Below are 19140 nucleotides of genomic sequence, written 5' to 3'. Positions count from 1 at the left end.
GTTGCGGCCGGCCCGACAGATCGGCAAAGCTGGTCGCCGGATCGATGCCCAGGTGCCGGTACATCGTCGCCAATACGTCATACGGCAACAGTGGGCGATCCTTCGGCACTTCACCCTTGGCATTCGACGAGCCGATGACTTGCCCCATGCGCAGGCCACCGCCGGCGAGCAACACGCTCATCACCTGCCCCCAATGATCCCGGCCGGCCGAGGCGTTAATCATCGGTGTACGGCCAAACTCGCCCCACACGATCACCAGCACCTGGCGATCCAGCCCACGTTCGATGAGATCATTGACGAGCGACGGAATGGCTGAGTCCATGCGCGGCCCGGCGCTGAGCATTCCCTGCCGAATACTGGCGTGCTGGTCGAAGCTGAACGAATGCGGATCGAAATTCACCGTCACGAACGTCACGCCTGCTTCGACCAGCCGCCGGGCGAGCAAACAGCTTTGCCCCCAGCGGTGCATGCCGTAGCGCTCGCGGGTCATCGGATCCTCGCGCGACAGGTCGAAAGCCTCGCGCGCGGCGGCGCCGGTCACCATCTCGTAAGCAGCTTGGTCGAATTGATCGAGTGCTTGCATGACGCCCGAGCGATCGTTGCTGCGGCGCAGCCGATCGAAATGTGCCAGCAGCTCACGCCGATTACCCAAACGGTCGATCGTCATGCCGTCGGCCAGTTGCAAATTCGGCACCTGAAACTTGGCGTCCGCGGGATCGTCGGTCAGATAAAACGGGTCGTAGCCGCTCCCGAGGTAGCTGGCCTTAAAATTCGGCGCGAACACCAAGTTGACCACAGGTTGAAAACCGAGGTGGACGTAACCGGGCAATCCCGGTGCATTCGCGCCGCGGATGCGGGCCGTGATCGAACCTGTCGAGGGTTGGTTTTTGGTGGCTTTGCCCGTCACGCAAAAGTACATGCCGGCGTCATGGTCGGCACTGTTGTGGTAGACGCTGCGCAGGATTGCGACGCGATCCAGAATCTCGGCGTGCCGGGGCAAGACTTCACAAATTTGCACGCCCGGCAATCGCGTCGAGATCGCGCCGAACGAGCCGCGATATTCGACGGGCGCGTCAGGCTTCGGATCATAGGTTTCGAATTGCGAGGGACCGCCGCCCAGCCAGATCTGAATCACGGCCGTGTTGCGCGTCGTTGCGCCTGACTCGCGCGCGCTGGCCTGAGACGCCAACAACTGCGGTAACGCGATGCCGGCGCCCCCGGCAGCAACGGTTGTTTCCAAGAACGCGCGACGGTTAATCGTCGAGCTTCCCAGTCCACGGCATGCGGATTGTCGCGACATGGCACATTGCTCCCATCAAAAGACGCTGATGCGTGCCGTTTGGTATACTGCGATCGCGGTCGTTTTGCAACGCAATCACCTCTGGCGTTGTCGCGGCCGTGGGCTTTCTCGGCCTCGCAAATCAAGAAAGGACTTGCATCATGTCCACGCTCATTCGTGCTTGCGCGGTATTGGCGGTTTCGTGCGTGTGGCTGGGAACTTCAGCGACCGATCGCGCGGCGGCGGCCGACAGTGTTGCCGGCGGTTGGAATATCGACGTCGACGTGGCCGGCAACACCGGCACGCCGGTCTTCACGTTCAAGCAGGACGGCGACAAGCTGTCCGGCCGTTACAAGGGGCGATTCGGCGAAGCCGATGTCACCGGCAAGCTAAAAGGGAACGAGATTGAGTTTTCGATCGAAGCCAACGGCGCGAAGGTCACGTACACCGGCACCGTGGCCAAGGATCGCATGGAAGGAAATGTCGATTACGACGGACAGGCCAATGGCACTTGGAAAGCTCGCAAGATCGACGCCACTGGCAGTTGGAGTTGCGAGATCAAGCTGGGGGACAATGCCGGCACGCCGGAGTTCACCTTCAAGCAAGAGGGGGAAAAGCTCACCGGCAAGTACAAAGGGCAATTCGGCGACGCCAACCTGAAGGGGACCGTCAACGGGGATGCGATCGAGTTCGCCTTCGAAGTGCAAGGGAACGAGATCAAATACAAGGGGACGATCGAAAAGGACACGATGAAAGGAGAAGCCGACTACGCCGGCCAGGCCGAAGGGACGTGGACGGCTTTGCGCAAGGCGGGTGGGTAATGCTCACCGGGTGATAATCGGAACATCAAGGTCGAGGAGGCGCGGCCATGATCCTGTTCAGCCTAATCTGGTCAAGCGTTTTTCTGTTGGCTGTATGGCTTGTCGCGGCTTCTCCAACGCGACTTGCCCTGGCTATTGTGTTTAGCGTCGTGGCGTTCTTTGCCACGCCGATGTGCATGTTTTATTCACCGGCTGTCGCATTCCAAGTTCTCTTCGTGCTTGTGGCAACGGTGATATGTGCCTTGCGGAAGGCAGGTCCGCGCGCATTTCGACAATCGATCATCGGCGCGACAGCCGCCGGTTACGCGGCTGCCGCGATTCTGGCAATCGTACAGCAACAACAGCAGCAACAGCTCGTCGAAAAGTATCCATTCCAATCGCTCGCGCCGCGGCTCGCGTATGAGGCCGACACGCAATTACACCCAGCGTCGGCACAAGTCCAAACATCTCGCAGTCTTGACAGCCGATGGCACGAGATTGTCGAGCGCCAAGAACAACATTTCAGCATTCGGCACCGCGCTCTCGTGCAATTGCACAACAAAACACTGCAAGGATTTCTTGCGAGCCCGGCTTTCGGCGTTGGGCGGATGACACACCTTGCCAGGGAAGAGTGGCTCGCGCGCTCGGACGACGTGCCGGTTCCTCAAGTCACTCGCCTGAAAGATGCAACCGCCAGTCCCGAACCGGGCGCCGTGGATAGTCCACCCGAGACGCAGGCGAACGCATCGACCGAAGTAAGTATCAAGCCGAATGCTGACCTACTATGGTTCGCACACCAAGGCGCAATCGAGGAATTCGTTGCGCCCGAGCGTTACGGCCTTATTCGCGGCCGCGAAGAGGTGGCAGGGTTCCTCGCACATCGCCTGGGGCCACACACCAATTTGGTGTCTCGCACCCAACTCCCCGCCCCGGACCGGGTCGAACTCGTCAGTCTTTTTAAGTTTCCCGATCCGCGTGTATATGTCTCGGACAACCTGCCCGCCATGGACGAACTGCGCGATGCGCCCACGCGGCAACTCGATGACTTCGAGCAGCAAGGACTGGACGCGCTCAAAAAGGGGGAAGACATCGTAAGCACCAACGAGTCGTCCACGATTCGCGCGCTCGGCTCGATCCGGGCGTTAAAGCAATGCCTGCAATGCCACACAACGCAGGAGGGGGAATTGCTCGGCGCGTTTTCGTATCGCTGGGGGTCGGTTAAGCCCAGTCCGCAGGCGGTTCCGCCGACGCCGGACGCGACTTAGGAAGTGTTTGGCTTGCGACGGATGAAGGCGGGCGGGACGCCCGCCCCCCTGGGAATGACGTAATTCGGCCGCTTGGTGGCGTTTGCTTGCAATGCGCCTCGGGGCTGGACAGAATAGTCAACGTATTCGTCGCAGGCGGACCGTACGAGACGGTGCCAGGCCCCACCCGGGCCCGGGCGCATTCGGTCGATGGGTTCGCGGCGGCTGCGACACGCCCGGCCCTCTCTCCTGCCTTTTGCCTCCAGACGCCCTGAGGAGTCTTTTGCCGTGAAACAACGTTCCGCGCCCACGCGACGCACATTTTTGAAAGCCTCGGCCGCCACGGCCTTGGCCGCGCCGACTATCGTCCCAGCCTCGGTCTTCGCCAAGGATGACCAGCCGGCCCCCAGCGACCGCGTGGTCGTGGGCTCGATCGGCGTCGGCGACCTTGGGCGCCGCCATCACCTGGCCGGGCATTTGATTCCGAACAAGCGCATCCAGATGGCCGCGGTGTGCGACGTGGATCGCAACCATCGCGATCAGGCCGCGCTCGACGTGCTGAACCGCACCGGCAAAAAGGTCGACATCTACAAGGATTTCCGCGACCTGTGCGATCGCAAAGATATCGATGCCGTGCTGATCGCCACGCCTGACCACTGGCACACGTTGACCTCGCTGTATGCCATGGAATCTGGCAAGGACGTCTATTGCGAGAAACCGCTGACACTGACCATCGACGAAGGAAAGAAGACGGTCGAGGTCGCGCGCCGCTACGGCACCGTGTTCCAGACCGGCAGCCAGCAGCGCTCGGACAAGCGTTTTCGCCAGGCGTGCGAACTGGTTCGCAATGGGCGGATCGGCAAGCTGCAGCGCGTGGACACTTACATCGGCGACATTGATGGCGGCGCTTGGCAGCCCACGACCACTCCGCCGCCTGAGTTGGATTGGAATTTCTGGCTGGGACCAGCCCCGTGGGCTGATTACTCGGCCAACCGGTGCCATTATCAGTTCCGCTGGTTCAGCGATTACTCGGGCGGCAAGATGACCGACTGGGGCGCGCACCACAACGACATCGCCCAGTGGGGTATGGGGACCGACGGCAGCGGCCCAGTGAAGGTGAAGGGACAAGGCACCTTCCATGAGAACGGTCCGCATGACGTGCCGGGCAAGTTCGATGTGAACTACACCTATGCCAACGGCGTTGAGATGACTTGCCATTCGGACGGCGAGAACGGCGTGAAGTTCACCGGCAGCGACGGCTGGGTGTTTGTCAGCCGCGGTCAGATCACCGAATCGTCGCATCGCGACATTCTGAAGACCGAGTTCAGCGACAAGGACGTGCGCCTGTACGTCAGCAGCGATCATCACAACAACTGGCTCGACTGCATCCAGAGCCGCGAGCGCCCGATCTGCGACGTCGAGATCGGCCATCGTTCGTGCACGGTCTGCCACCTAGGCAATATCGCCATCCGCCTGGGACGCGAATTGAACTGGGACCCCGAGAAGGAAGTTTTCGTCGGCGACGAGCAGGCCAACCGCATGCTCAGCAGGCCGATGCGGGCACCGTGGCACATTTAGTAATCAGTAACTGGTAGCTAATAGTTAGAGAGCATGGCTGCCGGTTAATCGAATCATTAAATATTTCGCTGGGGTTGCCCCTGGCGCTTTAGCACAAGCGAATCGTCGAAGGAATTCAATATGGACACCGTCGCACAGATTTCTGAACAATTGGGATCGGCCGATCAGGCCGCGGCCTTCAAGGCTCGCCGCGCTTTGGTCGTGAAGAACGCCGCGGCCGGCGCGCCGGGCAAGGAAGCCGAACGCACGGCGCTCGCCGCCGAGTTGGCTGCCTGCCTGGTGGCCAAGGACGAAGCGAAGGACGACAAGAAGAAAGAATCGAAGCCCCGTTATTCGGTGGCCGCGCGTAACGAGATTTGCCGGGCGTTGGCCGACGTCGGCAGTGACGCCGAGGTGCCGGCGCTCGTGCAAACGCTTAACGATTTTGACGTTCGCGAAATGGCCCGCTTTGCGCTTGATCGGATTCCCACCGTCGCCGCAGCGACGGCCCTGGCCGAAGCGGATGACAAGCTGGTCGGTGAGGAATTCCGCGTCGGCGTGACTAACGCACTCGGCAAGCGTCGCGATGCCGTGGCGGTCGAAGCCTTGAAGAAGGCCACGGCCGATACCAGCAGCGAGATCCGCCTGGCCGGCGCCGAGGGACTGGCCTTGCAGCCTGACGCCGGTGGCGACGCCGTGATCGTGGAAGTTCGCAAGCAGCTTGGTGCCACGAGCCCCCGCGCGGCGAAGCGGATGGATATCGCGCGGCTGCAACTGGCGGCGACGCTGGCCAAGGCCGGACAAAAGGACGCCGCCCGCGGCATCTATCAAGGACTAGCGTCGGACGGCGCCGACGAAGCCCAGAAGAAAGCCGCTAAAAGCGCGCTTGAACACTTGGGCTAGATCGCGGGTTATCCCAGATGTCCTGTGGGTCGATAGGTGTGGCGGCCTTGCGCGCCGTTTAGGGCGCCGGCGTGCCGCGATCATTGACGTGCGCGAACAGCCAGGGAATCACGCCCTCGGGATCCTTGTAAGCGGGGTTCCAACTGTCGTGGCCAACGTCCTTGAACTCAGTGTATTTCGGGTTGCCGCCGGCAGCACGGATCGCTTCGATCATTTCCCGGCTCTGCTCAGGACGTACAACGCCGTCCTTATCGCCGTGGAAGGCCCAGATCGGCACTTTCACAAGCTTGTCGGCCCGGCTCGGATCGCCGCCCCCGCAGATCGGCGCCACGGCCGCAAACCAGTCGGGATGCCGACTGGCCAGGTCCCAGGCGCCGTAGCCTCCCATCGATAGGCCCGTGAGATACACGCGTTTGGGATCGCAAGGATACTTCTTGAGCACGTCGTGCAAGATGCCCTCGACGACCTGCATTTGATCGCCGACAGTGCCTGAGTCGGCGCGACGCTCGACCCAGGAACCCTCTTCCCGGCATTGGGGCGCGATCAAGAAGCAGGGGAACTTCTTGCGATATTCGGCCGTGGCCATCTGCTGTGGTAAGTAGATCAACTGATCGGCGTTATCATCGCCGCGTTCGCCGGCCCCGTGCAGAAAGAGAATGACGGGATATTTCTTGCCGGGTTCGATCTTCTCGGGCGACAGCAGGCGATAACGAAATGCTTCGTCCTGATACCGGCCGCCGGTGTACTTGTACGTCTGCTCCGAGAAATTCGCGACCACGTCTTCTCCCGGCGCCAAAGCGCAGGTCAGTGCAAGGATGAGGGCGTTCATTAGTGTGGGCTCCGTGCGAGGGAGGTCGTCCACGATCGCGGCGCGATCGAACTTCTGTGGACAATCCTATCGCAGCGAGGAGCCTATCGCAGCGCAGGGCCTGTCGCTACGGCGCCAAGAGCAGCCGGCCGGGCACTTGCAGGTAGCCCTTCACTTCGTTGAGGAACCGCGCGGCCACGGCCCCGTCGACCAGGCGGTGGTCGTACGACAGGCTCAACGGCATCATCAGGCGCACCTTGATTTCGTCGTTGTCGGCTACCACGGGCAACTTCCGCGACCGTCCCAGCAGCAGGACCGCCACTTCGGGATGGTTGATGATCGGCGTGGAATAGGTACCGCCGATCGCGCCCAGGTTGCTGATGGTGAAGGTGCCCCCGCGGAGGTCTTCGAGGGCGAACTGGTTGTCACGGCCCTTGTTGGCCACGTCGTTCATGGCATGCGCGATTTGCGGAATCGTCAATTGATCGACCTCGCGGACCACGGGCACGACCAGGCCCCGATCGGTATCGACCGCCACGCCCAGGTTCACGTATTCCTTGTACACAACCTGGTTGTTCTCCAGATCCAGAGACGCGTTCAACTGCGGATGCAGCTTCAGCGACTGCGCCACGGCCTTCATCACGAAGGCCATCATCGTCAGCTTGATGTCCGACCCGACGTAGTCCGCCACGCTTCCTTTGCGGATGCGTTCCAGCTCGGTGATGTCGGCGTCGTCGAAATTCGTGACGTGCGGAATCGTCGAGTGCGAGCGGGCCATGTTGGCCGCGATCGTCTTGCGAATCTTCGTCAGCGGCTGCCGGCGAATGCAGCCGTAGGAATCCTGATCCTCGACGCCGTCCGGCATGTTCTGACGGTGGGGAGTGACTTTCAGAATCGGCGACGAGTGGCGCACGGCCGAAACGATATCCTCACGCGTGATGCGTCCGCCGGGGCCTGACCCCGTGACCCGACGCAGATCAACGCCCAGCTCGCGCGCCAAACGACGCGTCGAGGGCCCGGCCGGCGATGCCACCGCCCCGCCCTCGGCCGCTTCGTGCGCGGGCGATCCGCCGTTTTGCGCCGCGGGAGCCGGCTTAGCTATCGTCGGCTTGGTCGGCGCCGCGGCCTTCGCGGGCGCGGCTTTAACAGACGCTGCGGGCTCGTCATCTTCTTCTTCCTCAGCCTCATCGGCCGGAGGAGCTTGCGCGGGCTTCGTCGTAGCGGCCGCTTTCGCGCCGCCATCGTCCTTGGCCGGGGGCTTACCATCACCGGCGCCGGCCGCCGCTTCGATCGATAACAGCAACGTGCCGATCGGCACCGTCTGGCCCGGCTGCACGTGGACCTTCGAGACGCGGCCAGCGTGCGGACACGGGATCTCGACTGTCGCCTTGTCGGTTTCCAGCTCGATGACGTTCTGGTTCGCCTGGATCGTGTCCCCTTCGTGTACCAGGACGTTCAGCACGTCCCCCGAATCGACATTCTCGCCCAGGTCCGGCAGTTTGAATTCAATCGCCATCGAGGTCTCTTTTTTCCTTGGCTGCAAAACATCAAGCACAAATCTTGCGAAAAGCACGAGCAGGAATACGAAAACGATTCCTAGCCGCGTGTTGCTCTGATTCGTGTCATTCGTGGTTTAACTTCTTCGGTCGCTGGGTAGTTTTTGAGCGGCGTCGATCGACGCCCGCTGAGGCAGGTTTAGGCCGTCCAGGGGTCGACCTTGTCCGGATCGATACCCAGGTCGTGGATCGCCTGAGCGACGAGTGACTTCTCGACCTTGCCGCGCTCGGCAAGCTGGTTGAGCGTGGCCACGGTGACCAGCTCGGCATCGATCTCGAAATGGCGTCGCAATGCGGCACGATCGGCGCTGCGTCCCATGCCGTCGGTCCCCAGGGCGTACAGGCCGCCTGGCACCCACGGGTCGATTTGCTCGGAAACCGCCCGCACGTAATCGCTTGTGGCGATGAAGGGACCGTCGACCCCTTCGAGCACGTTTTCCAGGTAACTGCGGCGCGGCGTTTCGTTGGGATGCAGCAGGTTCCAGCGGCGTGCCTCTTGCGCTTCGGTGCGCAGTTGCTTGTAGCTGGTCACGCTCCAAGCCGTGCTGGAAATCTGGTACTTCTCAGCCAGAATCGCCTGCGCCCGCAGCGCCTCGCGCAAGATGGAACCGCTGCCGAACAATTGCACGTGCGGCCGATCGGGGCCGACGTCCTTGGTCGATACTCGATACATGCCGCGCACGATGCCTTCTTCGCATCCGGCGGGCATATTGGGCATCACGTAGTTCTCGTTCGCGATCGTGATGTAGTAGAACCCGTCGCCTTTTTCTTCATACATGTGACGCATGCCGTCCAGCACGATGTACGCCGTCTCATAGGCGTAGGCCGGGTCGTAGCAGCGGACCGTGGGATAGGCCATGGCGAACAGGTGCGTGTGGCCATCCTGATGTTGCAGCCCTTCGCCATTGAGCGTGGTGCGCCCGGCGGTGCCTCCCATCATGAAGCCCTTGGCCCGTTGATCGGCCGCGGCCCAGATCAAATCGCCGATGCGCTGGAAGCCGAACATCGAATAGAAGATGAAGAACGGAATCATGTTGATCCCGTGCGTGCTGTAGGCGGTGCCGGCTGCGATGAACGACGACATCGAGCCTGCCTCGGTGATCCCTTCTTCCAGGATCTGGCCGTCTTTCGCTTCGCGGTAGTACAACACGGTTTCCGAATCGACCGGCTCGTACAACTGGCCCGTATGGGCGTAGATGCCGCATTGCCGGAATAGCGACTCCATGCCGAAGGTGCGTGACTCGTCAGGCACGATCGGCACGATCAGCTTGCCGATATCCTTGTGACGCAACAGACGGCCGAACATTCGCACGAAGGCCATCGTGGTCGACACTTCGCGATCACCGCTCGATTCGAACGACTCGGGAAATTCGTCCTTGTGCGGGATCGAAAGCGGCGGCTCGACCGAGCTGCGCGACGGGACGTACCCACCCAGCGCCTTGCGGCGGTCGCGCAGGTACTGCATTTCGGGGCTGTCGGGGGGTGGAATATAGAAGGGCGCCTTCGAAACTTCCTCGTCCGAAATCGGGATGCCGAACCGGGTGCGGAACTCGCGCAGCTCGGCCTCGTTGAGCTTCTTTTGCTGGTGCGTGACGTTGCGTCCCTCGCCCGCTTCGCCCAGGCCATAGCCCTTGATCGTTTTGGCCAGGATCACGGTCGGCTTGCCTTTGCACTCTTGCATCGAGTTGTAGGCGGCAAAGACCTTTTCCGGGTCGTGGCCGCCGCGGCGCAAACGCTTGAGCTTCTCATCCGACAGGTGCGCGACCATCTCCTCCAGCTCGGGATACTTGCCGAAGAAGTGTTCGCGAATATAGCTGCCAGGACTGACGATGTATTTCTGGTATTCGCCGTCGACGACTTCGCCCATGCGTTGCACGAGCAAGCCGGTTTCGTCGCGCCCCAGCAGTTGATCCCAGTCATCACCCCAGATGACCTTGATGACGTTCCAGCCGGCGCCGCGGAAGGCGCCTTCGAGTTCTTGAATGATCTTGCCGTTGCCGCGAACCGGACCGTCCAAGCGCTGCAAGTTGCAGTTAATGACGAAGGTCAGGTTGTCGAGCTTCTCGCGCGAGGCCAGCGTGATCGCGCCCAGCGACTCGGGCTCGTCCGATTCGCCGTCCCCCATGAAGCACCAGACACGCGAATTGCTAGTGTCCTTGATGCCGCGGTCCAGCAGGTACTTATTGAAGCGTGCCTGATAGATGGCCATGATCGGGCCGAGCCCCATCGAGACCGTGGGAAATTGCCAGAAGTTCGGCATCAACCACGGGTGGGGGTAGCTCGACAATCCGCCGCCGGGAGCCAGTTCCTGGCGGAAGTTCGCCAACTGGTTTTCCGTTAGACGCCCCTCCAACAGGGCACGGGCGTAAATACCGGGCGAGGCATGTCCTTGGAAGTAAATCTGGTCCGTCGCGCGGAAGAAGTGGTTGAAGGCCACTTCGTACAGCGTGGCGGCCGACGCGTAGGTCGAGATATGTCCGCCGATGCCGGGATGGTCGCGATTCGCGCGGACAACCATCGCCATGGCGTTCCAGCGAATGATGCTCTTGATGCGGCGTTCAATCTCGCGATTGCCGGGATACACCGGCTGGCGATCGGCCGGAATGCTGTTGATATAGGGGGTCGTATGCGAGAACGGCAGGTCGACCCCGTGCCGGTAGGCCGTCTCGTCCAGAACGGACAGCAGGTAGCGGACGCGCTCCGGACCTTTGGTCGAGAGGACGTACTGGAGCGATTCGAGCCATTCGGCCGTTTCGGCCGGATCCACGTCGCCGCCGCGGGGATTAACGATTTCTGCCTGAGCCATGTAGCCGACCTCCGTGGGAGCACGAACCCGACGAGCGGGATCCGAGATCCTCGTTTCGTTCCTAAAATCTTAGGCCATCATTCGTTCGGTCTCGTCCGGTTGGGCCGTTCTTAGGGCTTGACCGGGGACGCGAGGTGGGCGGGCGATGACGGACCTTACCGAGGGAGCGGCGCGACACGTGCAGGCTGCGAAATCTCCTTCAATGCAAAGGTGTTGCGCTCGACAATCCGGCCCTATTATCGGACCGACCCCCGCGGGCGTAAAGCCCATCGGACCGGGGGAGCCGTCCACGACCATAACGACGGTACGCAAACGTTGGCGAGTATTGCCCTTGTGTACCGCCTGACGGGGCGCGGTTCAAGAGCCGCATTACATTTAAGTCAGCTTGTGCTGGCGGCCATTCGTTCGCGTTCTCTCGCGACTAGTGTTCGGCGAAGAACGTTCGTTCGACATTGCCTCGCAGGACCTGCCGACCGAGGTCGACGGCCCGCTCTTCGCTCCAGCCGCGATCGACGCAGTACCGCTCGGCCAGCACCTTGGCCAGGATGCGCTTGTACATGGCGAACTTCGGCAGGGCGAACTCCAGCTTGTACATGTCGCTGTAGTAGCCGATCTGCTTGGTGCGGGGGACCGCCTCGAGACGGGCCGAGGTATCGTGCTCGATGAACGTCGGCGTGTTCGAGTACCACCAATGCCCATGCGTGACGATGTTCGGAAAGATCCAGCTATAGCTGGCGAGTTCCTGATTCGTGACGCTGGCCAGCACCGAGACCGGAAACACGACCTGCGGAAAAGCATTGAACAGCTCGCGATATTGGATCAACGACACTCGGCTGTCGTAGAGATCCTGCCCCTGATAGACCCCTGCCTGGTAAACGGCCCGATTCACGCCGATCATCAGGTCGAAGGGCAGATGATATTCGGCGCAATGCTCGGCCAGCGTCCAGAAAACGAAATTCGACGCCTCGCGACGGCGCTCGGCCGGCGCGTCAACGCCGTGAGTTTTCAAAGCAGCCAGCGCCACGTCGGCCGCGGCGCCGCTGACCTTGGTCGGTGCGAAATCCGGTGGCAGCGAAATCGCGCACGCCCGGGCCCCGGACCGCTTAAAGTGCTCGAACAGCTTGCCGATCGCCTTGCGCAGTTCGGCCGCCGTGTTGGCCCCCGAGCCCGTGGCTCTTTCGAGCCGGGCTCGCACCTCGGGCTTGCCGAGATGAAATACCAGATCATCCGTGCGCAAACAGGGGACGTAGAGCTTCGTATCGAAGCCCTGTAGCGGATCATCGAAATCATTGGTCAGGAAGACCGCTTCCAGGCGACTCTTTGCGAGCACTTGCGCGGCCCAATCCGGGGCGCGCATTTTCGCGGCCGCCGTGTCATAGAGCGATTCCCAGTTTTCGGTCGTGACTCGATCGGCCGAAAAGCCTAACAGCTCGCGGGCCATCTCGACGAGCCAACTGTATTGAATCGTGTTGTCGAGCGGTGCCAGGTTCTCGACGAGCCGGCGCACTTTTTCTTTCGGATCGAGCCCCGGTTCTTCGATCTGCGCCTTGGGCATGCCGGCTGAGTGGGCCAGTTCGGTGTAGTAGTGATAGCCCAGCACGTCGGCCAGCGTGGTCGAGGCCGGCGCGTGAGGATTGATATGCGTGTGGGGATCGACCAGGACCAATTGGTCCAGTTCGGCGAAAAGTCGCTGGCGCAGGGCGTCGGACATGATGCGTGTCTCTCAGGGGATATTGCTGACGCGGTCATATATAGCATTCTCGTAATGTCCGCAAAACATGCTGTGACTTCGCCGCCGCGACCGGTTTATGATGACGGCAGTGCCTTCGCCATCAATGTCGCGAGGTCCTCGGATGTCCAGAATACGCCCGCGTGCAACGAAACTGAGCGTATGCGTGGCTACGTTCGCTGGTGTGGTGGCCCTCGCACTTTCACTGCAGGCGAACCGCTGCTCCGCCGCCGACAAAGATCGCGCTGCGGATCGGATAACCGCGAGGCTCCAAAAAAAGGTGGCCGCGCTAAAGCTTGAATCCACAGAGAAATCGCTCGAACGTCTGTGCTTGATGGATTACGAGTGGGAGTTCGAGCAAAACGAAACCATCACGTTGGCCTTACCGCTACGATCCCATCACGGGACGGATGACATCTATCTCCTTATGCGCCTGCGCCGTATTCGAAAAGCATACCAAGAACTGGCCGTGATGCCGAAGCTGCGGGCGAGCATGCTGATCCAGGAGCAACTGCAAATAGCGCTGAAGGAGTACAACCTGCTCTATGAGGATTGCCTTGAATCCTATGATCCAGGTTTGACGCTCGATCAACGAAGGCGCATGGGCCCGCAGTTTGTGACGTCCGACGACGGCAATGTCAAGCACGCCACGTTGATAGGCCGTAGATATCAGGTATTGGGGCTGGTTCTCTTGGCCGGAAATTTGCAACTGCCAAGGCTGAGTGGCGATGTCCAATCCGTTGCGAGGCGAGCGATCCGCCAGTACGAGGAGATGAGTATCGCGAAGCAGTACAGCAAGGCGATTAGGGTCTGGATCATCACGCGCGGCAGCTTATACAGCCCCGACACTTTGGCCCTTGGCATGATCGGCACTGCCGCGGACGGGAATTCGTCGGGCGGCGATTCGCCGATTGTTTCGAAGTACCAGCGCAAGATAGGGAGACTCGAAGTTGACCCTTTTGATTCCTTGTGGCAGCGGTTCGAGCCGCGCGACGCAAATGAAAATCTGGTCAAACTGCAATACTGCTCTGACACGTCAGAGGATGACCTGCGGGCGATCTTAAATGCTGTCACCCCGCAATAAGTGACGAGCTCAAAGGGGTGCCGTCGACGCGCCCTGACAAACTCCGGCTTCGCTTTTCTCGGTGATAGCACCGGTCAATCGGTCTTGACCCAATCGTCGCCTTTGGAGGATAGTTGCCGCCGCTTGGGGCAGTAGTAACCGGGACCCTGCGCGCCCATAGGTTGAAAGTCGGGCCATCCTGCGGCGTCATAACGCGCGATAGTTTTTGACATCATGGAAAAGGTGGACCAATGCCCAGCCTGACTGCTGAATTGGGGCGCGCGGTAAACAATGCTCACCGCAGCATCGTGCGCGCTAGCTGGCGTCTCGGACGCGGGGTACGCGTTCCGCACCGCAACGACTTTCCTTACTTGCTCAATTACTTCGGCCTTGCTGGCGAAGGGGTTGAAGTCGGCACTTGCCGAGGAACGTACGCGCACCGGCTATTGAGCGGCTGGAACGGAAAAATGCTGCATTGCGTCGACCCGTGGCGAGATTTCACGGCCGAGAGCAGTTACGTCGATCGGGACAATGTCACGCAGGCCGAGCAAGATCAGCGGTACGCCGAGACGCAACGTCGGTTGGCGCGTTTCCGCGGCCGTCACCATCTGCATCGACTGACGTCTCTTGAAGGTTCGACGTTGTTCGGCAATCGTGAACTCGACTTCGTCTATATCGACGCCCAGCATCATTACGAAGCGGTCTGCGAAGACCTGGCGTGCTGGGCGCCCAAGGTACGCCCAGGCGGCTTCCTGGCCGGCCATGATTACATCGATCAACTGCGCGTCGAGGGACAGTACGGTGTAAAGTGCGCCGTTGACGAGTGGGCGGCCGAGCGCGGCCTGCCCGTATGGATCTCCGAAGAGCCGGACTTTCCTTCCTGGTTCGTTCACCTGCCCGGCTAAGGCCGCCTCTCTGATTTCGGGCGGGGCCGTAGATGGGGCACCCGGCGGTTCCTCTCTCCACTTCCCATCGACTCGCCCGTATGGGGCATAACCGTTAAAAAGCCCGCTTGTCTGCTGTCACATTGCGCAAGCGGCGGTTGATTTGTCGGTTCTACCGGCACTCTTGCCGCAAATCCCATCGACCGGCGGCTTGGATGGCTTGCGCGAAGCGGGTAGGATCGACCTCTGGTCCCCCCTGGGCGATTCTTCAATCGCTCGACGTTTCTCCGCTCGATTCCGCTAGCGAACCGGTCGAAGCCCCGCATGTACAACCGACTTGGCGAGTTCGTGGCGCGACACTGGTTGGCGATCATCGTCGTCTGGGCCGCACTCGTTCCCACGGTTCGCTGGATTGCGCCGGCTTGGGACGCGGTGACCAACGACGGCGATCTGGCCTATTTGCCGGCGCGCATGACGACTGTGCGCGCCGAGCACTTGATGGAACAGGCCTTTCCGCACAATCGTGCGAAGAGTCAATTCGTGGTCGTCTTCGAGCGCGAGAGCGGGCTCACGCCGCAAGATCGCGCCACGGTCGAACACGTGGCCGCCTGGTTCTCGGGCGAGAACGATCACGAGCTGCCGGTCATCAGCGTCGTCACGCCCAAGAGTGAAGTCGTGGGGCGCCGACTTGTCAGCCCTGACGGTAAGGCGGCGCTCGTGATGGTGAATCTCGGGCGCGAGTTCATGACCTTCGCCAATATCGCCAGCCTGGAACACATCGAAAAGAAGCTGGACGACGTTCGCCAGGAGTCCGATTTTCCCGCCGGTTTGGAGATGGGCATATCGGGCTCGGCAGCGATTGGCGGCGACATGCTGGCCGCAGCCGAAGACAGCATCCGCAATATTGAACTGGCGACCGTTATCCTGGTGGTTGTGATCCTCTTGGTGGTTTATCGGGCGCCGCTGCTGACGATCATCCCCTTGGCCGCGATCATGATCTCGGTCGTGATCGCGATGGGATTGGTCGCGCTGTTGTCGCAACTTGGCACCGTGCCCGGCTTCGAGTGGTGCCATTACAAGATCTTCAAGACGACGAAGATTTTCGTCGTCGTGGTGCTGTTCGGTTCGGGGACTGACTACTGCCTGTTTCTCATTGCGCGCTATCGGGAAGAGCTCGAGCGCGGACTGGACCATCATCGTGCCGTGGCCGCGGCGGTGTCGCATACGGGCGAGGCCGTGGTCGCGAGCGCCCTGACGGCGATCGTCGGGCTGGGAATGATGTTCTTTGCCGATTTCGGCAAGTTCTCGAATAGCGGGCCGACGATTGCGATATCTCTCTTCGTGACGCTGCTGGCCTGCCTGACGCTGGCGCCCGCGGTGTTGCGTGCGACGGGGCGACTGGTGTTTTGGCCGTCTGACGTCCAGGCTTTGCCCGCGGCACGCCGCGATCATGATGGCCGGGCGATCGAAAGCGGCTTTTGGAGTTGGCTGAGCGGCCTGATCATGGCGCGGCCTGCGACGATCCTGATCGTCAGCATCGCGGCGCTCGCTCCCTTGGCCTGGGTCGGCTACCGCGACGTGACGATCAGCTACAACCTGGTGCGCGAGTTGCCGAGCGATCGCGCCAGTGTCATCGGCACCGCGATGGTGCGCCGGCACTTCCCGGCCGGCGAGACCGGTCCGATCACGTTGCTGGCGAATCAACAGAACGGCGCCTTTAACACGCCCGAAGGCGAGCGCAACATCGCGCTGCTGACCCGCTTTCTGTATGACATCGACGGCGTGGAAAGCGTGCGCAGCATCACCGAACCGCTGGGAGACGAGCCGGGTTCGGCCAGCACTCCGCTCACGGCCGCCGGGCGACGCAAGCTCGCGGCCCGCAAACATCCGCGCAGCCAGGCGTTGTATCTGACGCAGGAGCCGGACCTCGCGGGACAGGTGACGCGGCTGGATATCGTGACGCGCTACGAACCGTTCTCGCGCGAAGCCGCGAATCTGGTCGAAACGATCAACGGACAGATGCTGGAGTTCTCGCGCGACGAGACGAGCCCTTGGCATGGAGCGGAGTTCGATTTCTCGGGCCCTACGGCCGGCACGCGCGACCTGCGTGCCGTTACCGATTCGGACCAGCAATTAATCCAGCGTCTGGTCTGCCTGGCCGTGTATTGCGTGCTGATCGTGATTGTGCGGCGTCCGTTGATCTCGATCTATCTCGTCCTCTCGGTGCTGTTCACTTATTACGTGACGATGGGGGCGACGGAATTGATCTTCCGCTGGGCCTATGTCGACTTTGATGGCCTGGACTGGAAGGTGCCGCTGTTTTTGTTCGTGATCCTGGTGGCGATCGGCGAGGATTACAATATTTACCTGATCACGCGCGTGATCGAAGAGCAGCGCCAGCGCGGCCTGCTGGGCGGCCTGCGCGCGGCCGTGGTCCGCACCGGCGGGATCATCACCAGTTGCGGCGTCATCATGGCCGGCAGCTTCATCTCGATGATCACTGGAACGCTGCGCGGGATCGTCGAACTCGGTTTCGCCCTGTCGCTGGGCGTCTTGCTCGACACGATCGTCGTAAGGCCGATTCTGGTTCCCGCCTTTCTGGCCCTGTGGTGGCGGCGTGATCGTGCCAAGGCGTCGGACGTCTCGCCTCGCGAGCGCAGCCCTCGCGCGGTCGCCTCGACCAACGGTCATAATGGCGCGCATGCGAGTGAGTCCGCGCCCGTAAGTACGGGCGACTCTAATTCTCGCTAATTTAGTTAGTCGCGTTGAAGACGTGGGCGTGTGGGAATGCTGGCAGTCGCGTCATGCGTTGCCTGTGGCCTCGGGCAATGCGCCGGTCACTCATTTTTCGTGCTTTTTTTTGCAACCGAATTGCAAACATCCAATTACGTCTTATTATTCGGGTTCCGCCGGTGCGGGCCGGCATTTGGTTTGCGTATTAACTCGATTTGCTTTTTGCCCGGGCCATTCGATCTCCGCCCACGCTATCGCGGTGGCGGACCGGTGCGAGAACCCCGGTGCAAGTCGATCTCTCCTTCTGGTTCTACGAAGCGAAAGGAGCCAACATGAAGCCCAAAGAAGTTCTGGCGTTGTGTCGCGAGAAGGACGTCAAGGCAGTCGACCTGCGGTTCATGGATTTTCCCGGCATTTGGCAGCACTTCACCATCCCGGTGAACAAGCTGGACGAAGACGTCTTCGAGGACGGCCTGGGGTTCGACGGCTCGAGTATTCGTGGTTGGCAAGCGATCAACGAGAGCGACATGATCCTGGTGCCGCAGCCCGAGACGGCGGTGCTGGATCCTTTCACGACGTTGCCCACGATCTCGATGATCTGCAACATTCAGGATCCGATCACGCGCGAAGACTACTCGCGCGATCCGCGCAACGTAGCTCGCAAGGCTGTCAATTACCTGAAGAGCACCGGCATCGCGGACACGTGCTACATCGGCCCCGAGGCTGAGTTCTTCGTCTTCGACGACGTGCGTTTCGACGCCCGCGCCAACGAAGCCTACTACCACCTGGACAGCATCGAAGGCGAATGGAACCGCGGCCGCGTCGAGAATCCGAACCTGGGCTACAAGCTGCGTCACAAAGAGGGATACTTCCCGGTCCCTCCGGCGGATCAATTGATGAACGTCCGCAACGAGATGATGCAGACGATGATCGACTGCGGCATGGACGTCGAGGCCCAACACCACGAAGTAGCCACGGCCGGCCAATGCGAGATCGACCTGCGATTCCAGAGCCTGGTGCGAATGGCCGACCAGATGTGCTTGTATAAGTACATCATCAAGAACGTCGCCAAGAAGTACAACAAGACCGTGACGTTCATGCCCAAGCCCCTGTTTGGCGACAATGGGTCGGGCATGCACACGCATATCTCGTTGTGGAAGGGGAGCGAGCCACTGTTTGCCGGTAGCGGTTACGCGGGCCTGAGCGAGATGGCTCTGTATGCTATCGGCGGCTTGCTGAAGCACGCGCCGGCGATCCTGGCCTTCAGCAATCCCACCACCAACAGCTACAAGCGTTTGGTGCCCGGCTACGAGGCACCAGTCAACCTGGCTTACTCGCAGCGCAATCGGTCGGCCTCGTGCCGCATTCCGATGTATAGCGCCAGCCCCAAGGCCAAACGCGTCGAGTTCCGTTGCCCCGATCCCAGCTGCAATCCTTACCTGGCCTTCTCGGCCATGTTGATGGCCGTGATCGACGGCATTCAAAACAAGATTGCTCCAGGCCAGCCGCTCGACAAGGACATCTACGACCTGTCGCCTGAGGAACTGGCCGAAGTGCCCAAGACGCCCGGCTCGCTGGACGAAGCGCTCGCGGCGCTTAAGGCCGACCACGAGTACTTGCTGCGCGGCGACGTGTTCACCGAGGACGTCATCAGCACCTGGATCAATTACAAAACCGAGAAGGAAGTCGACGCCATGCGGCTGCGTCCCCATCCTTACGAGTTCTGCCTGTACTACGACATCTAAAACCAACGAGTCATGGTATGCGCGACTCTTGGG

At 61.1% G+C, this 19140-nt stretch carries 13 protein-coding genes; 8 read left to right on the top strand and 5 right to left on the bottom strand.

The genetic code is table 11. The features are described 5' to 3' along the window. A partial coding sequence (locus VGN12_02455) for a DUF1501 domain-containing protein (GenBank protein ID HEY4308289.1) occupies window positions 1–1300 on the bottom strand: 1300 nt, incomplete at its 3' end. Between the two features lie 140 nt (window positions 1301–1440). Here VGN12_02455 and VGN12_02450 point away from each other — a divergent pair. The 4 genes from VGN12_02450 (at window position 1441) to VGN12_02435 (ending at window position 5783) form a co-directional block, all read left to right on the top strand. Then, a complete protein-coding gene (locus tag VGN12_02450; GenBank protein ID HEY4308288.1) occupies window positions 1441–2100 on the top strand; it encodes a hypothetical protein in 660 nt (219 codons plus the stop codon). Between the two features lie 47 nt (window positions 2101–2147). Beyond that, window positions 2148–3344 carry a hypothetical protein gene (locus VGN12_02445; GenBank protein ID HEY4308287.1) on the top strand — a complete coding sequence of 399 codons (1197 nt, stop codon included), beginning with the start codon at window positions 2148–2150 and terminating at the stop codon, window positions 3342–3344. Window positions 3345–3611: 267 nt separating this feature from the next. After that, window positions 3612–4901, top strand: a complete 1290-nt coding sequence (locus tag VGN12_02440) for a Gfo/Idh/MocA family oxidoreductase (protein ID HEY4308286.1) — start codon at window positions 3612–3614, stop codon at window positions 4899–4901. A gap of 120 nt (window positions 4902–5021) precedes the next feature. After that, window positions 5022–5783 carry a hypothetical protein gene (locus VGN12_02435; GenBank protein HEY4308285.1) on the top strand — a complete coding sequence of 254 codons (762 nt, stop codon included), beginning with the start codon at window positions 5022–5024 and terminating at the stop codon, window positions 5781–5783. Between the two features lie 58 nt (window positions 5784–5841). Here the strand turns inward: VGN12_02435 and VGN12_02430 are convergent, their stop codons facing one another. From VGN12_02430 to VGN12_02415, 4 genes are all read right to left on the bottom strand, one after another. Further along, the gene (locus tag VGN12_02430; GenBank protein ID HEY4308284.1) at window positions 5842–6612 is read right to left on the bottom strand and encodes a dienelactone hydrolase family protein; all 771 of its coding nucleotides are present in this window, start codon (window positions 6610–6612) and stop codon (window positions 5842–5844) included. Window positions 6613–6718: 106 nt separating this feature from the next. Next, window positions 6719–8107 carry a 2-oxo acid dehydrogenase subunit E2 gene (locus VGN12_02425; GenBank protein HEY4308283.1) on the bottom strand — a complete coding sequence of 463 codons (1389 nt, stop codon included), beginning with the start codon at window positions 8105–8107 and terminating at the stop codon, window positions 6719–6721. Between the two features lie 179 nt (window positions 8108–8286). Then, entirely contained in the window at window positions 8287–10953 is a 2667-nt protein-coding gene (gene aceE / locus VGN12_02420) for a pyruvate dehydrogenase (acetyl-transferring), homodimeric type (GenBank protein ID HEY4308282.1), read from the bottom strand. Between the two features lie 421 nt (window positions 10954–11374). After that, on the bottom strand, window positions 11375–12664 hold the full coding sequence (locus tag VGN12_02415; protein HEY4308281.1) for an amidohydrolase: 1290 nt from the start codon (window positions 12662–12664) through the stop codon (window positions 11375–11377). 184 nt (window positions 12665–12848) lie between these two features. On the opposite strand from VGN12_02415, the gene VGN12_02410 reads away from it, so the two are divergent. The 4 genes from VGN12_02410 to glnA all read left to right on the top strand — a co-directional run bounded on the left by VGN12_02410 (window position 12849) and on the right by glnA (window position 19107). Beyond that, window positions 12849–13766: a hypothetical protein gene (locus VGN12_02410; GenBank protein ID HEY4308280.1), complete on the top strand. Its 918-nt coding sequence runs from the start codon at window positions 12849–12851 to the stop codon at window positions 13764–13766. A gap of 230 nt (window positions 13767–13996) precedes the next feature. Continuing rightward, window positions 13997–14650: a class I SAM-dependent methyltransferase gene (locus tag VGN12_02405; GenBank protein HEY4308279.1), complete on the top strand. Its 654-nt coding sequence runs from the start codon at window positions 13997–13999 to the stop codon at window positions 14648–14650. A 303-nt stretch (window positions 14651–14953) separates the two neighbouring features. Next, window positions 14954–17380, top strand: coding sequence for an MMPL family transporter (locus VGN12_02400; protein ID HEY4308278.1), 2427 nt, complete (start codon window positions 14954–14956; stop codon window positions 17378–17380). A gap of 314 nt (window positions 17381–17694) precedes the next feature. Beyond that, window positions 17695–19107, top strand: a complete 1413-nt coding sequence (gene glnA / locus VGN12_02395) for a type I glutamate--ammonia ligase (GenBank protein ID HEY4308277.1) — start codon at window positions 17695–17697, stop codon at window positions 19105–19107. The last annotated feature ends 33 nt before the right edge of the window (window positions 19108–19140 follow it).

Source organism: Pirellulales bacterium, assembly GCA_036499395.1.
Classification (GTDB): domain Bacteria; phylum Planctomycetota; class Planctomycetia; order Pirellulales; family JACPPG01; genus JACPPG01.
Note: the sequence above shows the minus strand (reverse complement) of the source record. Positions and strands in the feature narration are given on the sequence as shown.